Raw genomic sequence first — 26,501 nt, forward strand, 5'->3', positions numbered from 1 at the left:
AATGCGTACCGGATACTAGAAAAAATGGAAAGCAAAGGCAAGGTTCGTTATGCTTAAAAGAATAGAACGATACGATGATGGGGTGAAGAGAACAAAATGATAGAAGTCCTTGTTATAGAAGAACCTGTCAGTGAAAATTTCATAGAAGATTTAGTGCATCCCCATCGGTTTGACGGAGGTTTACCTGTTGTGCATCGTTTAAGCGGAGAAGGGCATGTCGAAGAAGGTCGAGAATTTTTAATGGCATTTTTAACACATCAAGCGGTCTTTCCGTTGTATGTGCATTTTGTCGACGAGTATGAACTGTCTGAAGACTTTACAACCTTTTTTCAACAAAATCAGATTGACTATACGGTCGACGACTGTGACGGTAACTTGAAATCTTATGGGTACAGACGGTACAACTACTACTCTTGTCTTACGGTAAAAATTAAAAATCCTGATGATTTACGGCTTGTACTAAACAAAACGTACTGGCTCGCATCTGAAAATGTATTCTACTGCATCAGTCATTCAAATTCTTTAACGTTCGAATGGGGAGACTTCTTAGAGCGAGGAGTCAAAAGAAGACGATCCGTCGCTGTATTTGATTTTAATGCTTCACAGACCTACATCACGACCGATTATGACGGATTAGGATTTTGTATCCTCAGCCAGGATAAGCAGTACACTTCTCTTGCTGGATTGATCGCCAGTTTACCGGATCAGATGGTCGTGACGCAAATCAACGATGAAGTAATAGAAGATGAGATATTACATACAGAGGATCAAGAAGAAGGCATTTAAATCTCGTCTTCTGCATCACCTGCACTTTAAAAAATAAAAAACTGTGTCTCAGTAAGGAGAACAATATAGCAGAAATCATGATTATGGAAGAAAAGATTATCGAAAAGGATGCGATGAACTTAGGATACCCGTTCGAAATGGGTGGAGAGTTGACAACCGCTTATTTCATTGATGTAAGCCGAATTGAAAAAGACGGAGCAGATGAAAACAAAGAATTTTTACTTGAATTCTTAATTCATCAACAGGTGTTTCCGCTCTATGTCAGTTTTGTGGATGAGTACGAGTTACAGGAAGAACATGACGCGTTCTTCAAGCAAAATAAGCTTTCGTATGTCGTATTGGATTTAGATACACAGTTTCGAAGTGGAGATGTGAAAGTCCGTTCTAAGGAATACCATCCGTGTTATACGATTACCGTTCAAAATGCGGAAGACCTGCGTCTTGTCCTGAACAAAACCTACTGGCTGGCATCGGAAAATCTGTTTTATACGATCTCGTACTCAGATAACCTGTCATTTAAGTTGGATGAGATAAAATGGTGGAGATTGAAACTGATTCGTCCGATTGGTGTTTTAACGATGCATACAAACATGACCTGTTTTAAGATTGCCCACGATGGCAACGGTTTTTACCTGCTATCAAACGATGATAGCTATATACCAATCGAACACCTGGTGACCCGGCTTCTGAAAGGGACCGTCATTTCGCAAATCAATGATGACTGGTTACTGGATGACAAAACCGATTGATCCTGGTACACGTAAAAGAAGGATGAAACTGAACATGGAGGAATGAGAGTGGAGCACGTTTTGTATTATATGTGTCTGATTGCCTGTATCGGAACAGTTGTGGCCTTTCTGTTTAATCGGTTGCAACCGGGGAGTCATATTCGGACGATCAGTGTCAGTGTGACCGTCTTGTTTCTGGTTTTGATCAGTATGACCGTGTTGCTTGGATGGAATGCTGCAGAGGAAAAGCTGTACCGATCATTTTATTTTTTAGTCATGAATATCTTTTCGCTCTGGTCTGTACGAATTGAAGGGAACCTTAGGAGAACCATCGTCTGGTCGCTGACGCTGGCCTTGGTCGTGTTGGTGTTCGGAATGGTTTTAGAATGAAATATGGTGTAAATCATACATAGACGTTAAAAAGGAGCTGTTCATATTGAAGAAAAAATGTTAATTCTTTCCATTTTGTTGATGGCAGGTGGGGTACTTGGAAATATTTTATTCGATCGACTCGGTTATTTTCCGAATGCAGATTTTCAGATTATGAGTATTCCGATAGCAGCGGGAGCGCATTACTTTAATCTAGGACTGGTGTTGCTCGCCATGACAATAGTCGGGCTGGTGTTATTGCCATGGTTTCTGGAGAAAAAACAATTTTCGAAAACGGTGCTGTCACTTGTATTAATTATTTGGTTGCCTTACGCCGTCTAAACAAAATGGATAGGAGCGATGCTATCGTGAGCAAACTCATTAAACGTCTCCATCCCGATTCAAGGGCCCCTGGGGTATCAGTTGTTGACCTGAAAAAAGCAGAACGTGCCTTAGGTGTTTTGTTTCCAGATGAATACAAAGACCTTTTCTTGCAGACGAATGGTGCACAGTTTGGTGAATGGAGCCTGTATCCTGTACCAACCAGACAAGCAGTCTTACAGGATATCGTTCGTCACAATGAGAAGCGTCCGGTTGGCTTGCCCGATGACTTGATTTGTATCGGTGAAAATCTAACGGGTGACAAGCTGTGTTACCGGATCCGGAAACGTTTCCTGCAGGAACTCGTCTTTAGATGGAATGAAAAGACGGGAATTGCAAAATACCCGTCGTCTTCTTTGGGAGAGTTCGTCGATTGGCATGTCTCGAAACGAAAAACGAATCAAGCTAACCGAATTGGTCGTTTCACGGTAGAAGGCAACGAGCTAATCGTGACGGATCCTTATTACGGACTAGAAGAAGGCACTGATTTACAGCTGATTTTGTCGAATGTGAAGTCAGGCAGCTGGACCGCAGCTGTCGTTTACACGGAGGACGACTGGGTCAAACAGCTGCTTGTTTTTGAAGGGAATAAAAAGCGAAGCGGCAAATGGCACCGGCAGGAAAAACTGGTCGGCGTCGACTCGGCACTGGCCGGCATTTTTGATTGGACAGCTTATCGTCAGAATCAAGCGATGGAGTTTGAGACAGTTGTTTCTGCCGATGATCAGGCCGGTGTCGTCTCATTTGGTGCTGTCTCAACGTCAGGTTTTGGAGACGGGCTGTATGATGTTGACATCCAGTATGATGTCTCGTGGCAAATCGTCGGAGTACGGGTCAACTTCGCAGAGGACGAATGAACGTCTGGTGGATTGGAAAATGAATGCAATACCTAACAGAAAAGAAGAAAAGTCAAAGGAGGACGTCTCGCAACGAGGGTGTCTTCCTTTTGTATTTATGCAAACGATTGCATCCGTATTCGATTAAAGCAGCAGATTAAATGAATCGTTTCTCTTGCAAAAAACTAGTTTTTATTTCTTAGGTTTTGTGTAAAAATAGAGGACAACAAACTGAGAGAATTTTTAGAAAAATGAACGAATAGATTATCTAATTTTTTGGATAAAAGAGAAAATCGTCGTTTTTCAAATTCTAAATAATTTATTTGCTTTAAGCCTGGAGGGGAAAGTATGAAAGTGTTGAAGATGTGGAACCAAATCAGTTTAGTGAAACAAATTGCAATCGGCTTGATTCTTGGTATTATTTTAGCTGTATCGATTCCTGAAGCCGCAAAATCCTTAACGATTTTTGGGACACTGTTTGTTTCCGCGTTGAAGGGAGTTGCACCGGTCCTGGTCTTCTTCCTCGTCATGGCGTCGATTGCCCAGCATAAAAAAGGACAGCAGACGAACATGAAGTCAATCGTCTTCTTGTATCTTCTCGGTACGTTCTTAGCAGCAATCGTGGCAGTCGTGTTTAGCTTCCTGTTCCCGGTAGATATTACTCTGACTCAAAATACAGAAGAACTGACTGCTCCGGGGAATGCCGTCGAAGTTCTCCGGACGCTCGTCTTGAATGTGGTCGACAATCCAGTCAACGCGTTAATCAATGCGAACTACATCGGTATTCTAGCATGGGCCATCGTCTTAGGGTTAGCGCTTAAAAATGCTTCGGATACGACGAAGACGTTCATCTCGAATTTCTCGGACGCGATCGCTAAAGTGGTCGGATGGATCATCAAGCTCGCTCCGCTCGGTATCATGGGGCTTGTCATCGGAGCGATCACGGAAAATGGTCTCAGCTCTTTGCTTAGTTATCTCAATTTATTACTCGTCTTGATTGGTTCGATGCTCGCTGTTGCACTGATCATCAATCCGCTGATTGTATTCATCAATGTTCGTCAAAATCCTTATCCGCTTGTCTTCAAATGTCTTCGTGAGAGCGGCATTACGGCTTTCTTCACACGGAGCTCGGCAGCAAACATTCCGGTCAACATGGAACTCTGTAAGAAGCTTGGCCTTGATAAAGAAACATACGGGATTTCCATTCCGCTCGGTGCGACAATTAACATGGGCGGCGCGGCAATTACGATTTCCGTCTTAACGCTCGCAGCGGTAAATACGTTAGGCATCCAAGTCGATCTTCCGACAGCGATCATCTTAAGCGTCCTGGCTGCGGTCTGTGCGTGCGGAGCTTCCGGTGTCGCAGGCGGATCACTCCTCCTGATTCCGCTCGCATGTAGTCTATTCGGTATTTCAAATGATATAGCGATGCAGGTTGTAGCGGTCGGTTTCATTATCGGAGTCTTGCAAGATTCGTTTGAGACAGGTCTTAACTCTTCGACAGACGTTCTGTTTACGGCGACAGCTGAATTCAAAAAACGTTTAAGAGAAGGGGAACAACTGTCAATCAACCGATCGGTCATGGCTGCAGAAACAGCTGAAAAAGTCGTCAATAGCTGACTCGATTGTAAATAGTATCGGTGATGCTACAAAAAAAGGTTAAAACCACCCGAATGGGATGTGTTTTAACCTTTTTTGTCTTGAGACGAACTTCCTGGAAATGGGTGCTGACAGGGCCGTTCAACCGTTAGCGTGTGATGTACTAATGGAATCAGTATTTCCATTGAGTGAAAGAAATTTTCTTTGTTTGAGTATCAATCGACTCCACTAAATAAAAATTCCCAGAAATGTTACCTTATTATATAATAAATAAGAAAATTAGAAATTGATTAATTTAGAATAGCAATTTAATCAAAGGCAACATAGTGGAGGTACATATGAATTATATCGAGCATTTGGAAAAACATTGTGGCAAGATGACGGGTCATCTCGAGATTGAAGAATTACAAAAAGAGGCGATTCAATTGGTTCAGTTTCAAAATGCACCGTTTGCGAATGCGGTGACGGTGACGTCACTCGGACTATTGCGCCACCCGTTACAATTCGAGAATGGAAGTATCGTTTATCAAGAAGTGATGCTGTCCGTCATGCAGCGAGATGCAGAGTCGGACTTAATTGAATTGGCTTATCGCTTGACGCTGGAAGCATTAAAGACTGGACATGCTTATGATTTAGGCGAGTACTTACCGATGCCGGATGGGTTGTTATCGAAGTACGGCTTCGCTGCCTTATACGTGACGACACCGTTCTACTTTGAAGAATCGTTTCAAGTCCATAAAGGAGACGCGGCGTCCGGGGAACCGGAAACGGTGTTACCGGTCTGGTTCGTGCCGATCTTTGCTTCAGAAGTCGCATACATCGAACAGTACGGGGTCGATGAATTTAATGACATGTTGTACGAAACTGAGATGCAATTGCTTAATTTAAAGCGACATCCGCTCTTTGGAGACGATGGAGCGATCGAAGCATTAAACGCTAAGAGACAACTCTTCGTTCTCGAGTGTGAGATTACGGATGATTTTTTTGAAGATGACATTCAACGACCGTTAGTGCTAGAAGGACCATTAAATAAGGCGTATGAGATAAATCTTGATTCGGAAGCACGAGGTAATGCGGTCGAAACTCAAACCTTCCTATTTGATTTTCTAAATCATCAAAATCGTTTTCCGATCTATGCGACCTTTTTTGCTCTTAAAAAGGAAGACGACGACAGAGCTTTCTTCACGCAACATCATATGTCGTTCACTTCACATGTCTTGTCTAGACAAAAACAAACAAACGGATGGTTACGCGGAAAACGAACATCGACAAGGGAGAGTCATTACTTTACGGTCAAAATTGAAGATGCTAGGATGCTCGAACTCATCCTTGAGCACGCCTATGAGAACGCATTTATGAACGAACTGTTCATGTTTTCCTATTCCGATCGTTTGTCGATTCAACAAGAGGTCGAAACGACGTACCGAAAAACACGTGTCTTAGACGATCGATTCGTTTATCCGCAAGAGTCGACCGTCGTGATCGTCGGTCATGATGGTGCAATGCTTTATCTGCTCTCGAACGAAGAACACTTCGCTTATGATCTTCGGACGGACTGGGCGAAACGACTACGACAACAGTTACCAAGCGATACGGTGATTCGGCAGCTGAATGGAGAATGGTTCGCAGACCTATAAGAACGGGAGGAACGGCATGCAAGTCATCAAACCAATTAACGGTCAGAATCATTTTTGGCTGTTCGAAAAGGATGGACGGACACTCTACACGTTTCACGGCATCATGGGAGAGCGGTTAGAAGAACCAATGAGCGAGCAAAAATTCTCGCGTTTTTTTAATCTGGATGCCTACATCCGGGAACTTGTAGTAGAGAAAGAAAAAGACGGATACTACGTCGTTCAAGAAGCGGATTACCACGAAGTTGTCGTCGAGATCTTTTGTCAGGATAAGGAATATGATCTCATTAGTGAATATCGTGCGAACATCGAAGAGGACCTCAATGAATTTCTTTTTTCGTCGGGAAACGGTTATTTTTTTGAGGATGATTATGGTCCGGAAGCAATCGAATTCGTCCTCTATGTTCTCGAACCATCTCAGATCGTCGAACCCGTCATTGAATATTTTAAGGCACAGTATGGCGTGACGAAGATCCGGGTGGGGCAGGCAGAGGTTCATTACGGCAGACGCTTGACCGGACTTTATCCCGCAGGCAAGAATTTTAACCGGAAAAATTGAACGATGACGATACAGGTAGGAGGTACAGTATGAACGAGCTGATGATCGACGAATACTCTTTTCAGTCGAAGAGTATACAACGTATGCTTCAGACATCCGAAATCAACGTGCTTGGTCCATTACAAACTATCTACGAAATCATGTGTTATGACCATACAGTAGGTAGCTTTACAAGTGAATTGACGGAGGGGGTATTGTATGACACGCTAGTTCGCTACAATCATTTTCCTTTATATATCACGACTAATTTTGATGAGATTAGAGAAGATGAGATGAACCTCTTAGACCGTTTAAAATCGAGACTATTCGTATGCCACGAACATCCACGGTACGAAGGCGATCATCGGCGTACCAGTTTTTACTGTTGTATCGAAGTGTTGGATGCGAATGCTCTGCGTTTCATCTTAGAAGAGTCCTTTTTTCGAGCTGCTTATAGTGAAACGTTCCTCATCACGTTCGCGCGACCTACGTTTGAGTTGAAGATTTCTGGGAGATGGATCTTTAAAGAAGCGAAATATACCCATGTGATTGATTCACGTGATGGATTACCGTTTATTCTTCCATCGCATGATGCGCTCGGTTTCATGTGGTTTTCGAATGGAGATGCTTTTCAAAGCGTCGATCAGCTAAAAGCGATCCTACCACCGGATTATCAGATTGATCATGTTTTAAATACCTACAAATAATTTATTTTAAGATAAAAGGAGTCATATTGATGGAATACCCAATCGGCTTACCAGGTATCACGGAAGAGAGACTACAAGAGATAGAAGCAGAGCTCGGCTTCAAGCTTCCGAAAGAATTACGAAACATATACAAGCGCGAAAACAAGTTCAGCATCGGCGAATGGGAGTTTCATCCGATCAAGGACGAGCAATATATCAAGCGGACATGGGACGACCTTGTTCGTGTTAACACGACGGATACGGACGACTATCTATCCGGTTTCTTACGAATTGCTAGTGACGGAACAGGTGACGAACTCGGGTATCAGCTTCCGGACACGGAGACGATCGTCTTATGGGATCATGAAGAACAAGAGTTGTTTCCGGTAGCACCGACGTTGAAGGCGTTCATTGAAAAGGAACAACAAATGGAACGGAGTGCGGAACAAGCAGAACTTTTCTTAGAGACGGTTCTTGAAACGGGAGCTGTCTATGGTCTATCGAAGTTTGAACAGTCGGGCTGGGCGTATTGTCCGTCGAACCAAGAGGAAACGGATGTACTGTTATTTTTTTCGACGGAAGCAGCAGCGAAGGCTTTACAGACGAAGGAATGGGCGAACTATCACCTGATTCGCTTAGACCTGAATTTGTTCATGAATGGCTGGTTACCGAACATGATCGACGACGGACTGTATTGTGGCTTGAACTGGGGACCGGAGCTCGTCGGACTTGAGCTTGATCCGGAAGATGTTCTAGCAGATCTGGAGGGTTAACATGATTCAGACACTCAGTAAACAAGTGGGTGGCATCACCTATGTCTGGTTCATATTTCGCGATGGTCGGACGATTCAGATGTATCACGGAGTCACCGAGCAATGGAAGCTCGATCAAGATGTCAGCGATTCAATCGAAGAAAAGTATACATTTCGGCGCCAAGCAAAACGACGGATGGAGGAACTGATTGCCGAGAAGCAGGCGGAAGGATACAAGCAGGAGGATATCTACGGGATGCAGCTCGGACGAAAGGAACGCGAGACGTTTCGACGCTGGACGACATGGCTCGCTTATCTTCTGGTTGGACTCGGTCTGTTCCAGTCAGTGACACCGTTCTCTCTATTAGCGATTGTTGTATTAGGTATCGGTATCGTTCTGATGTTCTTGGCATTCATCAGTAAGGATTGGTTACCATTGTGGCTACGGATTATCTGTTTCGTCGATTACTTCTTGATGCATGTCAGTTTTCGGCAAGAGCCGTATATTCCGCATTTATTTCCGATTCTATCGATTGGAACAGGAACGTTGCTTCTATTATATCTTCGAAGCAAGCACAAACGTAAAATCGAAAGAATCTCCTGAATGTGGAGATTGCTACATAGGAATGAAACAAAGAGATTACGAATCCGTTTAAAGAATCAATTTCTGATATGACTAAAACTTCAAAGCATTGCATAAAGGTAGGGGAAAATGAAAGTATGAAAGTAACCTATTCTCATGAAGATTTATTAGCACTCGAAGATCCCTTTGAATATGAGGTGGGATTACCGATCCGCATCAGAGAACTTCCGGCTTCTGTCATCGAAGAGGAGATTCCGGATAGCCGCGAACAATTGGATCGTCTTCTGAAAGATGGCTATACCTTGGTCATTCAGAAACCGCGAATTCCGAACTCTTCCGTATTTGCGGAGTTACCCGTGATAGCGGAGAATACGATTATGAAATTGTATATCTACGAGGCGAATCTTTGTGAAGATGCGTTATGGGACGCTCTGTCCGAGAACGAATACAATCGGCACTGGGCATACTTTTTATTGAAAAAAATCGAAGGTGTCAGATTCGAATTGCCTTATACGCAACCATCACAGCAATCACTCAGACTCTCTCATCTTGGTACGAACCAACTCGTGTATCTACAGTTTGAAACCAATCAAAGTGTGACATGTCAGTGGTACTAAAAAGGATGTTCTCTATAAATATGTATAAGAAAGAACATATCATTTCGAATGAAGAACAGGAACTACAGTGTTTTCATACGGCAGCTTTCTTATGACAAGGTAGAAAGAGGGGATTCGATGAGTTTGCGTGGTGTGTCATTTGAGATCCCGAATGAATCGGGGCGTATCTTGATTGATATATTAAGTGCGATCGAGTTGAAAGCGTATGATTGGTTTCTTCGTAATTTTGATTTTCCAATCCAAACGATGGACGGGGAGTTGTATGACAGTTTAGAAGAGTTTTCGGTCGATCAGAACGTGACAGGACGTGAACTAGCGAAATGGCTAAGGGGACCTAGCAATTACCTGATCTTTGCTGAATTGTTTGCATTTCAAAGTGGTCAGACTGAAGAAGTCGGAATGACTTATGAATGGTTTCAGGAAAGCAATTGTCACATCGCGATTTTGATTTATGACTGCACGTACGTCGATATCTATTGTAAGGAGCAGCACGTATCGGAAGCGTTTTATGAGAACGCTGTGAAACGTGGATATACCAGAATCGAGTGGGTGACAGATGACAATGATCCACGGACCCGTTTGTCGGTATAGTCAGAGTAAGAAGAAATCCTGGCGAACAGATATAAACGATAAGCGTTTAAGATGAGAGATATAAACTACTGAGTGTTTTCGGATTGGACGGTTCGATCCCATTTCATCATGACCAATGCCGCGCAACTTGAACAATTTCTCGAACATCTTGTCATCGAACAGCAGGAAATGGCGACTGAAGCAGAAGTGACGCTCATCGTCCAAAAACAAGAACAAGGAATCGTCCGGGTCACGAACGATTGTGTCGCGATGTATGGAGTCGCATATGAGGAGCTTGATGAATCAGGTACAGAATATGAGAACTTTTTTGATGCAGTCTTACCGCATGCCACGTTTCCGGTCGAGGTCGTCTTTTGTGGTCGGGATGTTTTAGAAAACCAGGATTCGATTCACGTGATGACGTTGCACGACTCCAATTGGCAAGCTGTTTTTGAAGAACATTTATTGCATTTGCTGAATCGAAAAGAAGTGACGACAGGGAAGTATTCGCGTTCCTCGAAACAAACGCTCGAGGACTTTATGTCTGAATTCTCGTTATTGATGGCGTATAACTTCATCGTGACCCGCGATGCAACGGATCGATTTGGCATGCTCGATCACTTTTGTACGAATGGAAAGATCGCACATTTTGGAAAAATAGACAATGTAGAGACATCTTTCAAGTAACGATAGAAGTATCAAACATAAGGAGGAAGCGTAATGAGCTTAGCGTCATATATCTGTATGGAGAGACAAATTCCTGAAAAGTATCTCAATTTGGATGAAGAAGATGAAACACTTCCCTTATATATAGGACCCAGTTTTGCGGATAAAGACTGTCTGTATGAAGTAAAAACGAGACATTTTCATAAATGGTATGTATATGAAATTTCAAGTGATTGGGGAATCGAGATCGTCGAACCTTTTGATTCTAGCATTTCAAAGGAGTCAAAGGAAAAGCTACGTTATCTATTTACGTTCATGAATGACTTCTTAGACGAAGGTGAATCGTTTGAACTTTATACATGTTGGATTGGGGAAGAGTCCTATCCGCAAGAGAAAAGTATGACACTGTCTTTAGAACTTAATCAGTTAGAAGACATTGAGATTCCTGAAAGAACCCATATTTTGATCACGAAACAGAGTGAAAACTAAAAACCGCTGATCCACAGCGGCTTCGTTTTAGATGATTCACTCTTGTGCATAGACTATATCTGCGATGGCATGGACTTGCGCAAGTGTCATCTCAGAATAGAATTCGATTGATAAAGGGTGATCCGTTGGCTCGAGTTCAAAGAAGGGAAGTTGATCAGGCCCTTCGTCATGGACCATCACTTTCAAGTTGACGGTATCCGGGTAAGCCGGTAGATCGCTTGAGAACCAACCGAACATCGGCTCTTCGATACGAGGACGTTTCTTCTCGTTGAAGCGAGCGAAGTTGTCAGGGCTCAGGCTCACCCATGTGATCCACCAGAAGGGTTCGTCTTGTCCAGCAATCGGGAGTTCAAGAATCCCTTTTACGAAATAATGTGGACCATTCGGTTCTAGCACACACCATAGGTAGTCCATCTCATCGATTGAATGTTGAAAAATATAAGAAATTGGAGTTTTGAAAATTGAAAAAAAAGCTGAAGATAACTGGAATAGTAGTTGGAATAAGTTTGGTTGTATATATTGTATGGATGATCTATCGACTGTTTTTCTTAGTCGATATCAACGTTGTTCCAAAAGAAGAATATATCTCGAAAAGTATTTCGCCCGATCAGGCGTATACGATTCGTTTTTACCGCGCAAATGGTGGGGCGACAGTAGATTTTGCGATGCTTGGCATCATGGAGAACAAGGACGGAGAAAAGCGTAGAATGTACTGGGAATATCCTTGTCGCGAAATAAAAGAAGTGAAGTGGACGAAGGATACGGTGACGATCAATGGCACAAAAATTAAGATATGGAGTCAAGTCTATGACTTCAGAGAGGGGATATACGAAGCAGATTAAGAAGAACATAATGGGTATTCAGCAAATCTTGACGCACAATCATGTGACGTAGTTGTTAGAAACCAAGCATGGATGAAGGACGATGCTTACCGATTGCTTGGTTTCTTCAACAAATAACGAGGTGGCGGACCAAAAGATTGCTCCGCTTCGAAATACGCCAATTCGCCTGGAATACAGGAAATGATTGAGGCAAATCCGAAGCCGATGGCGTGCTCGAGTGCTTCACGGAGAGGCAACGTTTTTCCGCTGATTAGCTCGTTTTCTGATAGACAATAGCACGTATCGGATGCACCGTGCTGTTTCAATAAGTCATATGTATCATCCGGCCATGAATTAGGTGGTTTGATTTCAATCAAATAATCATTCTTCAGCATGCTTAAATATCGGTGGTCTAAACGTTGAAGCGCCATATCCCGTTTCTTTGGTGTGAACAGTTCATGCAGAACGCGCTCTTGAACGCGTTTAACGAAGAATGATTGGACAAGCACTATTTCTTGTTCTTTATCCATACGTTTATCTCCTTTCTACTCAAACTAGCGTATAGAATTCCTTGCATATAATTACTGATCACGATAAGGAGAAAAGTCATGAACTACCTATCTGCAGGAAATTATCTTATTCTGCCTACCCCTCGAAAAGAGTACATGGATAAGACGGTTGTTCCAAAATCCGTGCAATCCGTAAGTGAGTGTAGCTGTACGCACTATCCTGATACCAGTATCTTATGGGGAGAATCGGAAGTAAAGAAAGAGCGTTATATGGAGCAACTTGCTCTTTCACTTAACACCTTTCAGTTACTCGAACAATGGGTAGAAGAACATCGGAAAACAAGAGATGTGTTGTTTCCTCAAGTGTTCTCTAACTTAGATGCTGCGCAAACGTTCGTAAATCGTTTCTTAAATCATCTTCCTGATATACGCATCATCAGCATTGGCTTACCGGAACATTACAAAGTGGATTTTCTTGAAGATGTCGATTTATTTAGTAGTAAAAATCCTGAGCCTTATGGAGTCGAAAAAATGTTATCTCAGCATCTCAGCCCTGACATGGACGGTGCCAAAAAAATTGGCTACGAAGTGTTAGGCTTTGATTCCGGATTGTTTCATTCCTATTTGTGTAATGGACTGGAACGCGATTTCAATCACCCTTTTAATTTTTCACTAAACAGTCGCGGTTTGATCCATACGTTCGAAGAAGCAGATTGTTACTCGAATTACTGCAATGAATTAGGTGAGGCGACAGAATCGGTCTTATGGTTTCCGTGGGCAATTTTTGAATACGAGCGAGCAAAAAACTCTATTAATCTAGCAAAAGCTTTTAGCGTAATGGATCAGGAGGATAAAAAACGATGGAATCGAGCGAACAACTAGAGAAGCATATCAACCAATTAAGAGATGCACTTCATGAATTCGAACAGAAGATGGGGCACGTATTTTTCGATTGAGGAATGGCGATACCTTCTTGAGAACGGATTAAATAGTCTTTTAAGCACGCGTGAAGACGTACAGCAAATGATTTCAAAGGTCTCCATTCGAACGAAAAAAAGACCTGCTCGTTGGAAGCTGTCATCCGGCATTGTCTATGCGATTCCTTTACCTCGACTAGGAGGATACGGATATGCAGAAATGAAAGTTTCTCAAGATGAGAATCATGAGACTGGAAAGCTAGAGTCTATGGATTACATCCAATACTATAATCTTAGAACAGAGAAGATCTTCACGCTTCATGAGTTAGATAAAAAAATCCTGAACCTTGTATAGTCATTAGAACGGGTTACTATGGTATAAAAAATGGGGAATGGATTGTACTTGGAAGACGCCATCGAGAAGAAGGAACATTTTCAACTCCGTTGTTATTTGACACTTTAGAATCGAATGATGAAGAGTATTTCATCACGAAAGGCTTATGGGGAGAGAAAATTTTTGTGGATGAAAAAGAGGCGAAAGCAGTCGTAAATCCATATGGTTCAAGTGGGGATATAGTTGCTGTTTACGAATATGAAGAACGATTAAAAGAAATCAATGACCACTTGCAATGACTTCTTATGTTGTAATTACGGATCATTTTAGAAGTATCAAAACGAGAACAAAACGGAGGTTTATTCAATGAATTATCTTGATCATTTAGAAAAGCATTGTGGAGAATTTACAGAAGCATTTCCAATCGAGGAACTTGAGCAGAAACATGTCCAAATCTTGAAATTTGAAGACGCTCCGTTTAATGAAACCTATACGATTGCCTCACTTGGGCTATTGTTTCAACCTCTTCGATTGGAAGACGGTTCACTGATGCATCAAGAATTAATGATGTCAGCGGAACAACCAGACGTTCAGGATGAGATCATTTTTCTACTCTGGCAATTAGCTGAATACGCGATGAGATCAGGAAATGCGTTTGATGCAGCAGAGTACTATCCACTTCCTGAAGGAATATTTGAAAAGTATCAGTTCACGTCTGTCTATGTCACAAGTCCTGTATATTTTGATGAATCCTTCTGCTTATTTGAAACAGATTCTAATGTTGGGGATGAGCCAGATACCGTATTGCCAGTATGGTTCGTACCAATTTTTGAATCTGAGGAGAAATACATTGAAAAGCACGGAGCGGATCGATTCGAAGATCTTTTGTTTGAGATAGATGAATTAGTAGATTTTAATCGTAAGCCATTAGTGTAGGTAATTTTTGATAGGTATTTGAAAGTAAAATATTGATCTACATGATCTGAGTGGAATTTTTAGGAGTTCTACAAAGTAAAGGAGGATCAAATGAAGACGCCCAACATCAATGACATCATAACGAAATTAGAATTGGTTTTAGAAAATCAACTTTCAAGGGAAGAAGTTTCAGAATGGGCTTATAAATGGATGATGGTTTTAGAAAATAAAGAAGGATGGGAGACGACAGATTACGATATTGCAGTCTTTGATTGCTTAACTACAGTGTATGGAATGGACTTGCTAAATAGTCCTACCGAATATCTTCATTGTGAAGAAGACATCCGTGACTGGGTGAAGGAACTCCAAAATATTGAGAACAAATATCATCAGAAGTGTAGAAAAAAATTCAAATAAAGTTTTGGGTATATCGCACAATCAGAGTAAATCATTTAGTTGGTTTACAAAAGCAAGCAATATAGCATTCGTCCCTTAAAAGAGAAGGATTTTCGCAACTGCATAAAAAAATAGGAGGTATGAATGAAAAAGAATCAACTCATGGACTATGGATGGAATCATCAAAACATATGGCAGGATGTATACTTGCGTCAATCGCTCACGCTATCTTTGTCGCGAATAACCCCGATTTTGCTTATGAGCACTCTTGGGATGATGATCATTACAGCACGAATGATGGTCAAGGCTGTAGAGGAACAGTAACATTTGGACAAGATATTTTTATGGCGGGGTTTCGAAACGAAGAATTTGTTGAAGAGATTATAGAGGCAAGCGATTTGCTAATCGAAGCATCAGAAAAAGTAAAGCAAATGGCTATAAACGATACCTTTCACTATCTACTAGATGATGTTGATGGAGTGGTGATTCCTGTCGTCACTACTATCTTGTGGGGAGATGATAGCCGAGTATTTTCTAGTCACCCATATGAAGAAATGATGGAGCGAGGAGGAAGTCTGTTAGAGATCCAGGCATCGGTTTACAAAATTGGACTTGAATATTGGGAAGAGTATTATGAGCTCACTGAAAGTCAGCTGGCGTTACTGGAAAAACTGTATCACTTAAAAATAAAGAAATCATCACAAGCTATCACGCTATCACATGAGGATATTCAAGTATTAGATACAAGTAATATGGAGGGGATTGAGGAGAGTAAAATCTCGTTTTCTGAAATAGGGATTGATTGGTCAGATAATGATTGTTTTATTTAATTTTCTAGTCATAGTGTAACTATTTATTAATGAAGCAATCACAATGCCAAGTAAAGAGTGTGATAAATTTTTAAATCTACTTAATTGATATGTATCGATTATTAAATTTAAATTGTGAGCCTTAAATCTACAAACGATAAACATGCAAAAACACCTCTGGTATTGTTACTTTTTAATGTACCAATTAGAAGGTGTTTTTTCACATGCATTTAGGTTACGTCAAATTTGAAGTGAAAGAAGTGTATTTATTATTACTGAAGTAACTTTTTATATTTATATCCTTTCAAAAGGTCAGCTTCACCTTTAAAGGACCATTCCTCTATTTTAGAATCTGGATGTAATTTAAAATAATGGTCGAGGATATCGTGTCCTAAATTGTAATTACTCCAGCGGGGAATGTCTTTTTGGGGACTACCGCCCACAAGGTCTTCGTATGTAGCCTCACCAGTCTGAATCAGTTTTGAAACATGTTTGATCGTCGTTTCATCCATCGGTTCATCCCATGGGGCCTTCACATCTTTAAGGATTCGATCAGCAAAAGCATCCGCTTTTCCCTCAATAATGACCGAATCGAGTAATTTATTCATCTGATATTCGGGTCTATCTTGAAGAATTAAATGATGATATTCATGCGCAACCGTATAGGCTAAAGCATCCTTATCGAAATCTTCATCCAGATATAGCACGACGGCATCTTTGTACGTGCCTGCCGCAACACCTCCCATCGGTTCGGTCATCGTCGTATATTCTGAGTTGATTGGTACGATGAAAATCGTGCTTTTTTTCTTTGGAAGCACTTTATGTGCTGCTGTGTAATTTTTTGTGATGATTTTTTTAATCTCGTCTTGTCGTTCCTCCAATGCTTCGATTCGATCAAGTAGCGCTTGCTGATAAGCAGTCGATTGCATCATGAAGAAACCTTTTAAGGAAGTAGTATCAAACTCTTCTTTTTCTCCAATTTTATCGATATCACTAAGTACATAGTTCATGTAATTTTTTTTACTCACTTCAGTATCACCATCAAGTGAAGCTTTTAAGTACTTTTGATAGGGCGAGTAAAGAGGAACGATATTCACTTCACTATCATGATTGATTTTAATGGACTCAGGTTTAAATTTTTCGCTTTGACTTTCTTCCGAACATGCGGTTAAAACGACTAAAGGAACACATAAAAAAGGTGCAAGTATTTTTTTCAAAACATGATCATCCCTTCGATAGATACATGAATAACCTGGAAGATTATTTCAAAAATAAATAATCATTAAAATAAAGATAGCATTCCGTCTCTTTATAGTCAAAATATGTAATTTTAGAGGGGGAAATACATTTGTTACGATTCTATATACATACTAAGTGAAGGGACTAAACTATTACTACTAATCTTAGACAAGGATGGCTATCTCTTCGACCTTCATTTAAGTAAAAAGCCACCGTACTTGGTGGCTCTTTACTTAAATCTACAGTTTTATGAAAGTAGATTCTAAACTCTTCTACTTTTCGTTAAAAAATCTTCATGGATACCTGTAACACCGTTTTGCGCCCAATTTCCTGGGGGCATTTCTCGAATAAGAATCAATACTTTATCTCCCGGTGCATGGGTAAAAAGCGAGAGAACTTCAGTTAACTTATTCACCCAAGCATCTTTTGTTTCTTGATAGAACGTATCCCACACATCGATCGTCAAGATAGCCATTCCTGCGACAGGAGTGGCGGCTGTTCCATAAGAAGCTCGTGTCTGCCAATTCGTTATGCGGCTATCGGAAGAAAAGGTCGGATCGGATGCCATGGCACCTGCTTTTCCAAAGTTTTCTGGTTCTTGTTCGTGAATCAAGATTTGAATCTTGTCAGGAATCATGTTCAATGTCTCGACCGTTGTATTTGTTAGTTGATGGATGAGTTGTCGTTTCGTATCACGTGACATCGCTGGCCAAGTATTTAGAGAAAGTAATGGCATCAGAGCACCTCTCGTTCTTTTAGATAAATACGCATAGAATTTACTACGAGCTCATGGTCTTCTTCAGGAGTTAACCCTGAAACAGTGATCATTCCGACAATCAGCCCACCATCCAGTGTGATCGGGAAAGAACCGCCGAAAGCAGCAAAGCTTGAGTCTAGTCGATGTTCCTCGTTATACGTCACCTCACTACGTGCAGCCCATAACTGCATGAAGTAAGAACTGTGAAGGTGGTAGTTGACGACTCGTTTTTTTCGTTCGATCCATTCGCTGTTGATACGGGTCGTACCCGGCATTTTATAGTGGAACATCGACGTACCATTGACTGTAATATCAACGGCGATGGATACATTGTTTTTCTGTGCTTCTTTAATCAAAGTCAATCCTAACGGAAAGACATCATTGTGTGTAAATCGTTTGAAACGTAAAGTGTGTTCTTCATTTTGTGTCTGTTTTATCAAGTCTTCGATAGACATAGGTAAGCTCCTTTTAAAATGGGGTAGAGTATCCATTCTGATTAAAAGTCAAACGTATCTGGATCCGGTCCACTCCGAAGATTTTCATTCAATTTGTCTAATCGTTCCATATCTTCTGAAAAGAGCTCGAAATCAGTAACGCGTAGATTTTCTTGCATCCGTGAAGGCGTCATAGACTTAGGAATCGTGATGATGCCCTGCTGAATATCCCATCGTAGAATGATTTGAGCAGCTGATTTCTTGTATTGTGTAGCGAGCGTCTGAACGACCTCATTTTCTAGAAGTTCCGCATTCATAAGAGGTGACCAGGCTTCAATTTGAATACCATGTTCGCTACAGAATTGACGTAACTCTGACTGAGTTAGTTTCGGATGGAGTTCGATTTGATTGACGACAGGTGTGATCGTTGCATGTTGCAGTAAGTCCTCGAGATGGTGGATTTGAAAATTACTCACACCAATCGCACGGACCTTGTGCGTTTGATACAATTCTTCAAGTGGTTTCCAAGGAGCTTGATACTTGGCTTTTCCTGGCCAATGGATCAAGTAGAGATCAAGATACTCTAACTGCATTTTTTCTAAGGATTCCTCGTAGTCAGCGAGTGTTTCTTCGTATGATCCATGTGCATTCCAGACTTTTGATGTCACGAATAGTTCTTCGCGTGTTACGAGCCCTTCTTCGATAGCCTTCGCAATGCCTTTTCCTACACTTTGTTCGTTACCATAGATGGCTGCAGTATCGATACTGCGATAGCCTTCGCGAATCGCAGTCACGATTGCTTGCTCAAGATCCGCACCGTCCTCGACACGAAATACGCCATATCCGACTTGTGGCATGTCCACACCGTTGTTTAACCGTACTGTAGAGATATTCATATTCATCTAGCTCCTTTATCAAAATTACAGCAAAAAAATCGTGCTGTATGTGTGACATCATCATATCGGGAGCAATCAGAAATAAGAAGACGGCACTTTAAAGTTCCATAGTCACCAAAAAGTGACTTTTCCTAGATTACTGGGACGGGGGAAGGGGAAAAGTTAAAAAAAAATCAAACAGCAAACAGCCCTGCATTCGAAAATGCAGGGCTGTTTATGGAAATACAGAAAAATTAACAGCTATTTTTCAAGTGTTCATTTTGGAGATGCTGCTCTCCCCAGTCACATAAGACATCCATGGTCGATTTTAACGACCGACCATAGTCCGTTAACTCATATTCGACCTTAGGTGGAGCTTGGCGATAGATGACCCGTCGAATGACGCCGTCCTGTTCTAACTCTCTCAACTGTTGAACGAGCATTTTTTGAGAAACGTTCGGCATGCGACGTTTCAACTCACTCGTCCGGTACTTATCTTTAAACAAGTGGCATAAGATGACGACTTTCCACTTCCCGCCGATTACTTTCAAAGCTGCTTCGACAGGAATACTAAATTTACTCAAAACGATGACCCCTTTATCCAATAAAGTTAAATACAATGACAGAGTAGTTCGTAAAAGAATTACCAAAACGAAATATAGCATAATTAGAGTATGATTCATAAAAAGTAAGCTCATATATGCGCATATCATTTGCAGCGTTAATAGGAAATGGCTTAAAAATGAATGGATTTTAATTATAGGGTACATGTACAGCTATTTACTGAATAATACTTAATTGATTTATTGGAAAAAATTAGAAAATGGAACTTAATTAAGGAAAATATCGTATTTATCAAAATCAGGCGAGAATATGCCCACTTCTAAACGATCCGGGTGAAGATCGAGTGAAAGTGGGAGATGAATCGCCAACCTCTCTTTCGGGTATATTCCCTTTGAAGGAGGTGAAAAATGGTGTTAAAGCACAAGGCCTACAAATTCAGAATCTATCCGACAAAAGAGCAGGAAACCCTGATTGCGAAGACGATCGGTTGTTCGCGCTTCGTATTCAACCACTTCTTAGCGAAGTGGGATGAGACGTATAGAGCGACAGGTAAAGGACTGTCCTACGGTTCTTGTTCGAAAGAAATTCCGATGTTGAAGCAGGCGTTCGACTGGCTGAAGGAAGTCGATAGCACGTCTGTCCAAACGAGCGTCAAGCATCTTGCTGATGCCTTTGACCGCTTCTTCAAGAAACAGAACGAATGGCCTCGCTTCAAGTCGAAGAGCAATCTTGTTCAATCGTATAAGACGAACATTCAAGGCAAGTCTCAACTTCCAGAAGTCTCGATCGTCGGCGCCAAAATCAAAATTCCAAAGCTGAAGTGGGTGCGTTTCGCCAACTCGAGGCAGGTCGTCGGTCGCATCTTGAACGCGACCATCCGGCGTAACGCTTCAGGAAAATACTTTGTCTCCCTGCTCGTCGAGCAGGAGAGCAACGAAATGCCGAAGACGGGCTCATCCGTCGGCGTCGATGTCGGGTTGAAGCACTTCGCCATTCTGTCGGACGGCACGGTGTACAAGAATGACCGTTACTTCCGTTCGCTTGAGAAAAAGCTTGCACGTGAACAACGTAAACTCTCTCGTCGTCAACGATTGGCCTTGGACAAGAAAGTAACACTTTCCGAGGCGAAGAACTATCAGAAGCAAAAGCGGAAGGTCGCCCGCATCCACGAGAATATCGCGAACAAGCGAACCGATTTCCTGCACAAGGTATCGACCGAGATCGTCAAAAACCACGACGTCATCGGCATCGAGACCTTGCAAGTGAAGTACATGCAGAAGAATCGCAAGTTGAGCAAGTCCATCTCGGATGTCAGTTGGTCGGAGTTCTTTCGCATGCTCGGATACAAGGCGGAATGGTACGGAAAGACCGTCGTGAAAGTCGGCAAGACCTTCGCCTCTAGTCAACTGTGTTCCCGTTGCGTACATCAACACAAAGACGTGAAACATCTTGGCTTGCGTGAATGGACATGCCCGAGTTGCGGCATCCACCACGACCGTGATGTGAACGCAGGATTGAACCTCAAACAAGAAGCTGAACGCCTCTTAGCTTCTTCAACCGTCGGGACGACGGGGTTAGCCTGATCAATTTTCGACCGTTAGGTCGGATCACTCAGGAATCCTCCACCTCTAAGCGAAGCGTAGGTGGAGGTAGTTCAAGAAGGTATTGAAGAAACAATCAAAGGGTTGCTTATTGCTGTCAATGTAAGCAAACGAGACCACATCTGATTGGTGATGTGGTCCTTTTTGAGGAGTCAACTTACTATTAGCATAGCAATGGGGCTTCTTTTGTGACGGGAAGAATCATCCACCCCGAGTAGGTTTTTTTGGAACTTTTTTCATAAATGAAACTTAATAAAGGGAAATATCGTATTTGTTAGTAGTATAATGTTTTATAAAACACAACGAGCTACTAATAGAACACGATACATATCTTGGAGGGAACGCTTGTGATTTTACCATTCATCGGTCTTGTTGCCGGTCTCTTCTTATTGATAGTAGGAACGTACTTCATCCGGTCGAAGCATGCGAAGAAGATGCCACTAGACGGACATGGGAGTAACGTCGACAATGTTGATTCATTTGTGCTCGGCATCCTACTCTCGATTGGACTATTTATTTTTTGTTCGTTGACCATCAGACAGTACGGTTATATATGTATCGCAGGAGGATTGTTCGTACTGTACAGTGTCAACTCTGTCTGGTAAACGATTGAGATGAGGAATTGACTCATCTTGGAAGTAGTATATAAAGTGGAGTAAAGGGAGAGCACAATGATTCAATTGTTAAAACAAATCGACGATCAAGTGCACCACATCATCTATCATCAGGAAGGACGAACGTTGTTTTACCGGGAAGGGATTGCCCGTAAGGAGAAGCAAGAGGGAAGTGACGAACTAGTCCAGGTCAATGTTGAAACAGCGACCGTGGTAGTCAAATGTCGGCACGTAATAGCAGCATATCGGCAAAAGAAAGAATGGATTCGCCTAAAGAAAGCGGATGGCTACTTCAAGTCAGATTTCCCTTCGTCAAAAACGATGGACAAATGGATTGAACGTCGCAGTAAAAAACGGAAAGTATTTGTCGCACTGTTCACGATGCTTTGTGGACTGTCATCACTGACGGGAGTGTTGCCCGTCCCAGGCTATATTCCGTTATTTTATCTCCCGTGGGTTTGGCCGATGGATGAAGGGAAATCGAGGCGTGCCCGTTTCTATCGCTGGTACGGAGCCATCATGCTGATTCCCTTGGGCGGCACGTCAAAAGACTACTTAAACCCGATTAATCTTTCGATCAGCGGTACGGTGTGCCTTGTCTCCGGTTTTCTCTTACTGTTGCATGTGATCCAAACGCTAAAAGAAGAAGAGACGAAGGAAATTACTCTATGAGGGACAAGGAGAAACAAATGATTTATTTGAAACGGGAAAACGGTCGGCAGGTTGACCACTGGGTCTGTTACCGAATTGGTCGGACGCTGCATCAGGGTTTTATCCAGGAGGACGAAAGCGGTCAATCGAATGACGGCGAAATGACGAAAGAACGGTATCCGCTGTACATCGGCATGCGAAAAAGAATGCGGCACTTGGCGGAAGAAAAGAAAGCACTTGGCTTTCGGTCGTTGACAGCGGAAGAGGAAGCAGCAATCGTCAACGGTGACGAAGAACTCGATTCAACCTTTCTTAAGCAGGCGATTCGTTATGCCTGGTTGATGCTTTTAATGGGCATTTTACTGTTCGTCAGTCCCTATACGATTCCGAACGTCGTGGCATTCAGCTTAAGTTTATATGTCTGGTGGGGGATTTATGGGAAAACCGGTATTCCGAAAATTGTGCGCAAGTATTTCCACCTGACGCTTTTTATCCTGACACTGTTACAAGTTCTGTCAGTCTTCGGACTGGAAAATGTCCTGCTACCGGTTTATGCGACTAGCTGCATTCTGTCGTCAATTGTTCTTCTTTTACTAGTTGTAAAGCATTACTTGTACCCTTCAAAGAAAGCAAATGAAGGTGCACCGACGATTGAAACCAGTCCGTTGCAAGAGTATTCAGAAGAAGATTGGTGATTGCATTCAATTTTTACAATATCTAAAAAGTGGAAATCAGTTTGCCTAAAAAATCATTGCAGGACCATGCTTTTTACGGAAACATCGAAAAAGTAAAAAAGTGTATCGACCGCGGGGACGATCTGGATGAACTGGATGAAGAAGGAAATTCGGCATTGCACTGGGCAATCGAGGAAGGGTATGACGAAATCGTCACGCTTTTGCTTGAGCACCGTGCAGACATCAACCGACGGAGCCGGGACGGGTTAATGCCGTTGCACCTTGCGTTGTATGAAAACCGGTCCGCTATCGCAATGCAACTGATTGACGGTGGTGCCGCTCTTGATTTTGACGGACACGGATTCACGGCGTTGCACTTCATCGCCGCGCGTTCCGGCAACAAACGAGTCTTGTGTCGTTTACTTGAAGATTGCACACGTGTTGATTGGCAGACGGATGACGGAGTAGGTTATACACCTCTGCATTATGCCGCACAGGAAGGAAAAGTAAAGAAGATTGTCATGTTGGCAGCGGCAGGAGCTGATGTCAATCGCATCGAAATGAACGGATTTTCACCGTTGCACCTCGCAGCAGGAGAAGGACATGTCAAAGCGGTATAGGCGTTACTGGCGGCAGGGGCAGACATCGAAATCGAAAATCGATTAGACGATAACAATACAGCTTTGATGCTCGCCAGTCAGTATGGTCTGACGGACATCACGAAAGTGTTGCTGGGACACAATGCAGAGCGGGATCATCAGGATGCAAAAGGGCGAACGGCGCTCGACTTTGCATTGAAACACCGGTATCCGGAAATCATTAAGCTGTTACAAACCATACATAGGGGGAAATAAGATGAAAAAATGGATTGGTCTCATCATTATTGTACAAACGATCTTGTTTGGCATGCTGATTATTCAACTCGACAAAATGACAGACACGATTGCAGAAGCTGGAGCATATATCGCTACGAATGAGGGGGATCTTGCTTGGGGAGGCGGTCTTCCGGTAATGGAATATGTCTTATTCGGCATCTTGATCATTGTCGGCATCTATCTCCTCATCCCGGAAGATAAATTAAAGTGAGAACGGTTAAAAAAGTGTAGGTCGATTTTGATGTTAGGTGATAAAATTAAAGATGGGATATTTATCCTGATATTGACTTAATTTAAAAGGGCGGGTTCATATGAAAAAAGTAACATTTCGGAATGTGGTAGCAAGCGGTGTCGTGACAGCGCTCGTATTGACAGGGGCTTCCTTCCAGGGCGGAGTTGCCGATGCGGCGACAAAAACAAAGACGACCCAAGTCGTGAAGAAGAAGACGGACTATAAAAAGTATCGCGCGAAACAATTGAAAGTTGTTGCTTCATACGATAGCACCCTCTTTCACATAGATCGATTTGGTAGCATCAAAGTGCCGGACTATGTGACTGATCCTGTCTACCGTGCACAAGTCGAACGGTATAATAAAAAGGTCGAGGCGTTTAAAAAAGACCGTGCAGCTGCGGTCAAAGAAGTCAAAGCAATTAAAAAATTCATTCCTGAAGTGAACACGGCGAAGGAGAAAAAGATAACGGATCGACGTGTCGCGGCCTTGAAGAAAGAAACGGCACGCTTGAAGACGAAATCACAAGCGTTGTTGAAACAGGGCCAAGCTTTGTACAAAGTCATCACAAACTATGAGCAACAACAAATCCTCTCGTTTGAAAGCCAGTACGGTTCAATCAGCGAAGCGTTGACGCTGATCAGCTACCGTGACTATTTGACGCGCTTGGACAACTATTTAACAGAAAATCATTACAGCAAGGATGCAAAAGCGGATATTATCGACCTCAACAGTGAACGGATGTTAAACGCGCGGGAAGAATCGTCAGAACGGTTAGGGGACACGCGTGGCAAGATGTTCCTGTTGATTTACGCCGGTAAATTCGAAGAAGCGAACGAACTCTTTACGTATGCGAAAGACACAATCGTCGTCGAGGAAAACGCCCGATTAGACGCGTTGTACACGAAAATCATTGAACGGTATATGAAGAAGTAAATATAAAACAGCATCCTGCCGGGATGCTGTTTTTACGTAAACAAACAGGAAAGGAAGAACCATTCTCCCTTTCCTGTCATCGGTTATTTTCCTGGCTTTGTTTTATAGAAACTGTAGAAGACGCTGATCAGGATGACGAGGACGATCGTACCGAGCGACATCCAGAGTGGCATTTTGTAGACATCACCGAGAATCATCTTCGCTCCGATGAAGACGAGCATGAAGCTGAGACCGTGCTTCAGGTAATAGAAGCGGTCGATCAGGTTCGCGAGGACGAAGTAGAGACTGCGGAGTCCGAGGATTGCCATGATGTTCGCATAGAAGATGATGAACGGGTCACGCGAATAGGCAAAGCTTGCTGCGACCGAGTCGACGGCGAAGACGATATCCGAGATTTCGATGAAAATCAACGCGATCAACAGCGGTGTGAAGAACAATTTGCCGTTGATCCGCTGCGTAAACTTACCGGACGAGATGTCTTGTGTGATTGGTAAACGTTTTTCAAGCCAACGGACCGTCTTGTTCTCTTCAAGCGACGTTTCCTGCCCGATGTTCTTAAACATCATGTAACCGGTGTAGACGAGGAACGCACCGAAGATGTAGTACACCCAAGCGAAGTTATCAAGAAGCGACACCCCGGCGACGATGAAGATGACGCGGAAGAGGATGGCACCGAGAATGCCCCAAAACAGGACTTTGTGCTGATACTTCAACGGAATCGCAAAGTACGCAAAGACGAGTGAGAAGACGAAGACGTTATCAATCGCAAGTGCCTTTTCGATGAAATAGACGCTCGTGTACTCAATGGCAGCGTCGCTGCCTTGCACATAAAATAACCAACCGCCAAAGGCGACGGCGAGTCCGATCCAGACGAACGTCCACGTCCAGGCTTCGCGGAGCGAGACCTCATGGGCTTTCCTGTGAAATACGCCAAGGTCCAATGCGAGCATGATGAAGACGATCGCTAAAAATACAATCAATAGTGTCAACAGCGCTTCCTCCTTTTAAGTGGTGTTCTGTTCATATTTAAATTATAGGTTCAAATGAACTTAAAGTAAAGAAGGGAGTGTGCTGCTTTTGTTTATAAAATCAATCAGACACTTTTTCGTCTTAAAA

The 26,501-nt window shown here is 42.5% G+C and carries 35 protein-coding genes; 27 read left to right on the forward strand and 8 right to left on the reverse strand.

Annotation, left to right across the window (positions count from 1 at the left end; all coding sequences use genetic code 11):
* Positions 1–189: 189 nt before the first annotated feature.
* The 14 genes from A0126_RS06375 to A0126_RS06445 all read left to right on the forward strand — a co-directional run bounded on the left by A0126_RS06375 (position 190) and on the right by A0126_RS06445 (position 11,234).
* Complete coding sequence (locus tag A0126_RS06375; protein ID WP_088836904.1) at positions 190–786, forward strand: hypothetical protein; 597 nt, start codon at positions 190–192, stop codon at positions 784–786.
* A gap of 83 nt (positions 787–869) precedes the next feature.
* Positions 870–1,535: a hypothetical protein gene (locus tag A0126_RS06380; RefSeq protein ID WP_239456872.1), complete on the forward strand. Its 666-nt coding sequence runs from the start codon at positions 870–872 to the stop codon at positions 1,533–1,535.
* A 42-nt stretch (positions 1,536–1,577) separates the two neighbouring features.
* On the forward strand, positions 1,578–1,904 hold the full coding sequence (locus tag A0126_RS06385; protein ID WP_239456873.1) for a hypothetical protein: 327 nt from the start codon (positions 1,578–1,580) through the stop codon (positions 1,902–1,904).
* Positions 1,905–2,251: 347 nt separating this feature from the next.
* Positions 2,252–3,121 carry an SMI1/KNR4 family protein gene (locus tag A0126_RS06395; protein WP_088836908.1) on the forward strand — a complete coding sequence of 290 codons (870 nt, stop codon included), beginning with the start codon at positions 2,252–2,254 and terminating at the stop codon, positions 3,119–3,121.
* Between the two features lie 327 nt (positions 3,122–3,448).
* On the forward strand, positions 3,449–4,720 hold the full coding sequence (gene sstT, locus A0126_RS06400) for a serine/threonine transporter SstT (RefSeq protein WP_088836909.1): 1,272 nt from the start codon (positions 3,449–3,451) through the stop codon (positions 4,718–4,720).
* Between the two features lie 317 nt (positions 4,721–5,037).
* Complete coding sequence (locus A0126_RS06405) at positions 5,038–6,336, forward strand: suppressor of fused domain protein (protein ID WP_088836910.1); 1,299 nt, start codon at positions 5,038–5,040, stop codon at positions 6,334–6,336.
* A gap of 16 nt (positions 6,337–6,352) precedes the next feature.
* Positions 6,353–6,892: a hypothetical protein gene (locus tag A0126_RS06410; protein ID WP_088836911.1), complete on the forward strand. Its 540-nt coding sequence runs from the start codon at positions 6,353–6,355 to the stop codon at positions 6,890–6,892.
* A gap of 29 nt (positions 6,893–6,921) precedes the next feature.
* Positions 6,922–7,578, forward strand: coding sequence for a hypothetical protein (locus tag A0126_RS06415; RefSeq protein WP_088836912.1), 657 nt, complete (start codon positions 6,922–6,924; stop codon positions 7,576–7,578).
* A 29-nt stretch (positions 7,579–7,607) separates the two neighbouring features.
* Positions 7,608–8,330: a DUF2750 domain-containing protein gene (locus A0126_RS06420; protein ID WP_088836913.1), complete on the forward strand. Its 723-nt coding sequence runs from the start codon at positions 7,608–7,610 to the stop codon at positions 8,328–8,330.
* Position 8,331: 1 nt separating this feature from the next.
* A complete protein-coding gene (locus A0126_RS06425) occupies positions 8,332–8,913 on the forward strand; it encodes a hypothetical protein (RefSeq protein WP_088836914.1) in 582 nt (193 codons plus the stop codon).
* A gap of 116 nt (positions 8,914–9,029) precedes the next feature.
* Entirely contained in the window at positions 9,030–9,509 is a 480-nt protein-coding gene (locus tag A0126_RS06430; RefSeq protein ID WP_088836915.1) for a hypothetical protein, read from the forward strand.
* Positions 9,510–9,626: 117 nt separating this feature from the next.
* Positions 9,627–10,100: a DUF2691 family protein gene (locus A0126_RS06435; RefSeq protein ID WP_157898469.1), complete on the forward strand. Its 474-nt coding sequence runs from the start codon at positions 9,627–9,629 to the stop codon at positions 10,098–10,100.
* Between the two features lie 108 nt (positions 10,101–10,208).
* Positions 10,209–10,766: a hypothetical protein gene (locus A0126_RS06440; protein ID WP_204251423.1), complete on the forward strand. Its 558-nt coding sequence runs from the start codon at positions 10,209–10,211 to the stop codon at positions 10,764–10,766.
* Positions 10,767–10,799: 33 nt separating this feature from the next.
* The gene (locus A0126_RS06445) at positions 10,800–11,234 is read left to right on the forward strand and encodes a hypothetical protein (protein WP_088836917.1); all 435 of its coding nucleotides are present in this window, start codon (positions 10,800–10,802) and stop codon (positions 11,232–11,234) included.
* Positions 11,235–11,270: 36 nt separating this feature from the next.
* Here the strand turns inward: A0126_RS06445 and A0126_RS06450 are convergent, their stop codons facing one another.
* Complete coding sequence (locus A0126_RS06450; RefSeq protein WP_157898470.1) at positions 11,271–11,630, reverse strand: DUF2199 domain-containing protein; 360 nt, start codon at positions 11,628–11,630, stop codon at positions 11,271–11,273.
* A 65-nt stretch (positions 11,631–11,695) separates the two neighbouring features.
* On the opposite strand from A0126_RS06450, the gene A0126_RS06455 reads away from it, so the two are divergent.
* On the forward strand, positions 11,696–12,076 hold the full coding sequence (locus A0126_RS06455) for a DUF5412 family protein (RefSeq protein WP_088836919.1): 381 nt from the start codon (positions 11,696–11,698) through the stop codon (positions 12,074–12,076).
* 86 nt (positions 12,077–12,162) lie between these two features.
* On the opposite strand, the gene A0126_RS06460 is transcribed toward A0126_RS06455, so the two are convergent.
* Positions 12,163–12,585 carry a hypothetical protein gene (locus A0126_RS06460; RefSeq protein WP_088836920.1) on the reverse strand — a complete coding sequence of 141 codons (423 nt, stop codon included), beginning with the start codon at positions 12,583–12,585 and terminating at the stop codon, positions 12,163–12,165.
* Between the two features lie 78 nt (positions 12,586–12,663).
* Between A0126_RS06460 and A0126_RS06465 the strand changes: the two genes are divergently transcribed.
* The 4 genes from A0126_RS06465 to A0126_RS06490 all read left to right on the forward strand — a co-directional run bounded on the left by A0126_RS06465 (position 12,664) and on the right by A0126_RS06490 (position 15,956).
* Complete coding sequence (locus A0126_RS06465) at positions 12,664–13,446, forward strand: hypothetical protein (RefSeq protein ID WP_239456874.1); 783 nt, start codon at positions 12,664–12,666, stop codon at positions 13,444–13,446.
* A 735-nt stretch (positions 13,447–14,181) separates the two neighbouring features.
* The gene (locus A0126_RS06480) at positions 14,182–14,751 is read left to right on the forward strand and encodes a suppressor of fused domain protein (RefSeq protein ID WP_088836923.1); all 570 of its coding nucleotides are present in this window, start codon (positions 14,182–14,184) and stop codon (positions 14,749–14,751) included.
* A 90-nt stretch (positions 14,752–14,841) separates the two neighbouring features.
* Complete coding sequence (locus A0126_RS06485) at positions 14,842–15,147, forward strand: hypothetical protein (protein WP_088836924.1); 306 nt, start codon at positions 14,842–14,844, stop codon at positions 15,145–15,147.
* A 119-nt stretch (positions 15,148–15,266) separates the two neighbouring features.
* Positions 15,267–15,956 carry a hypothetical protein gene (locus A0126_RS06490; protein WP_088836925.1) on the forward strand — a complete coding sequence of 230 codons (690 nt, stop codon included), beginning with the start codon at positions 15,267–15,269 and terminating at the stop codon, positions 15,954–15,956.
* A gap of 251 nt (positions 15,957–16,207) precedes the next feature.
* Here the strand turns inward: A0126_RS06490 and A0126_RS06495 are convergent, their stop codons facing one another.
* The 5 genes from A0126_RS06495 to A0126_RS06515 all read right to left on the reverse strand — a co-directional run bounded on the left by A0126_RS06495 (position 16,208) and on the right by A0126_RS06515 (position 19,824).
* A complete protein-coding gene (locus A0126_RS06495) occupies positions 16,208–17,152 on the reverse strand; it encodes a DUF2268 domain-containing putative Zn-dependent protease (protein ID WP_088836926.1) in 945 nt (314 codons plus the stop codon).
* Positions 17,153–17,436: 284 nt separating this feature from the next.
* Positions 17,437–17,910 (reverse strand): tautomerase family protein, encoded by a 474-nt coding sequence (locus tag A0126_RS06500; RefSeq protein ID WP_088836927.1) that lies wholly within the window; start codon positions 17,908–17,910, stop codon positions 17,437–17,439.
* The gene (locus A0126_RS06505) at positions 17,910–18,386 is read right to left on the reverse strand and encodes a heme-degrading domain-containing protein (RefSeq protein WP_088836928.1); all 477 of its coding nucleotides are present in this window, start codon (positions 18,384–18,386) and stop codon (positions 17,910–17,912) included. The genes A0126_RS06500 and A0126_RS06505 overlap by 1 nt, the downstream gene beginning before the upstream one ends.
* 41 nt (positions 18,387–18,427) lie before the next feature.
* On the reverse strand, positions 18,428–19,261 hold the full coding sequence (locus A0126_RS06510; protein WP_369834765.1) for an aldo/keto reductase: 834 nt from the start codon (positions 19,259–19,261) through the stop codon (positions 18,428–18,430).
* 233 nt (positions 19,262–19,494) lie between these two features.
* Complete coding sequence (locus A0126_RS06515) at positions 19,495–19,824, reverse strand: winged helix-turn-helix transcriptional regulator (RefSeq protein ID WP_088836930.1); 330 nt, start codon at positions 19,822–19,824, stop codon at positions 19,495–19,497.
* 390 nt (positions 19,825–20,214) lie between these two features.
* On the opposite strand from A0126_RS06515, the gene tnpB reads away from it, so the two are divergent.
* The 8 genes from tnpB to A0126_RS06555 all read left to right on the forward strand — a co-directional run bounded on the left by tnpB (position 20,215) and on the right by A0126_RS06555 (position 25,385).
* Positions 20,215–21,387: an IS200/IS605 family element RNA-guided endonuclease TnpB gene (tnpB, locus tag A0126_RS06520; RefSeq protein ID WP_088838466.1), complete on the forward strand. Its 1,173-nt coding sequence runs from the start codon at positions 20,215–20,217 to the stop codon at positions 21,385–21,387.
* 365 nt (positions 21,388–21,752) lie between these two features.
* Positions 21,753–22,010 (forward strand): hypothetical protein, encoded by a 258-nt coding sequence (locus tag A0126_RS06525; RefSeq protein WP_088836931.1) that lies wholly within the window; start codon positions 21,753–21,755, stop codon positions 22,008–22,010.
* A 66-nt stretch (positions 22,011–22,076) separates the two neighbouring features.
* Entirely contained in the window at positions 22,077–22,691 is a 615-nt protein-coding gene (locus tag A0126_RS06530; RefSeq protein ID WP_088836932.1) for a hypothetical protein, read from the forward strand.
* Between the two features lie 17 nt (positions 22,692–22,708).
* On the forward strand, positions 22,709–23,365 hold the full coding sequence (locus tag A0126_RS06535) for a UbiA prenyltransferase family protein (RefSeq protein WP_088836933.1): 657 nt from the start codon (positions 22,709–22,711) through the stop codon (positions 23,363–23,365).
* A gap of 41 nt (positions 23,366–23,406) precedes the next feature.
* Complete coding sequence (locus A0126_RS06540) at positions 23,407–23,964, forward strand: ankyrin repeat domain-containing protein (protein WP_157898471.1); 558 nt, start codon at positions 23,407–23,409, stop codon at positions 23,962–23,964.
* 6 nt (positions 23,965–23,970) lie between these two features.
* A complete protein-coding gene (locus A0126_RS06545; RefSeq protein WP_088836935.1) occupies positions 23,971–24,198 on the forward strand; it encodes an ankyrin repeat domain-containing protein in 228 nt (75 codons plus the stop codon).
* A gap of 1 nt (position 24,199) precedes the next feature.
* Positions 24,200–24,430: a hypothetical protein gene (locus A0126_RS06550; RefSeq protein ID WP_239456876.1), complete on the forward strand. Its 231-nt coding sequence runs from the start codon at positions 24,200–24,202 to the stop codon at positions 24,428–24,430.
* Positions 24,431–24,530: 100 nt separating this feature from the next.
* Entirely contained in the window at positions 24,531–25,385 is an 855-nt protein-coding gene (locus A0126_RS06555) for a hypothetical protein (RefSeq protein ID WP_088836936.1), read from the forward strand.
* An 83-nt stretch (positions 25,386–25,468) separates the two neighbouring features.
* Here the strand turns inward: A0126_RS06555 and A0126_RS06560 are convergent, their stop codons facing one another.
* The gene (locus A0126_RS06560; protein ID WP_088836937.1) at positions 25,469–26,374 is read right to left on the reverse strand and encodes a TerC family protein; all 906 of its coding nucleotides are present in this window, start codon (positions 26,372–26,374) and stop codon (positions 25,469–25,471) included.
* Positions 26,375–26,501: the final 127 nt, after the last annotated feature.

It is taken from the genome of Exiguobacterium sp. N4-1P (genome assembly GCF_002214325.1).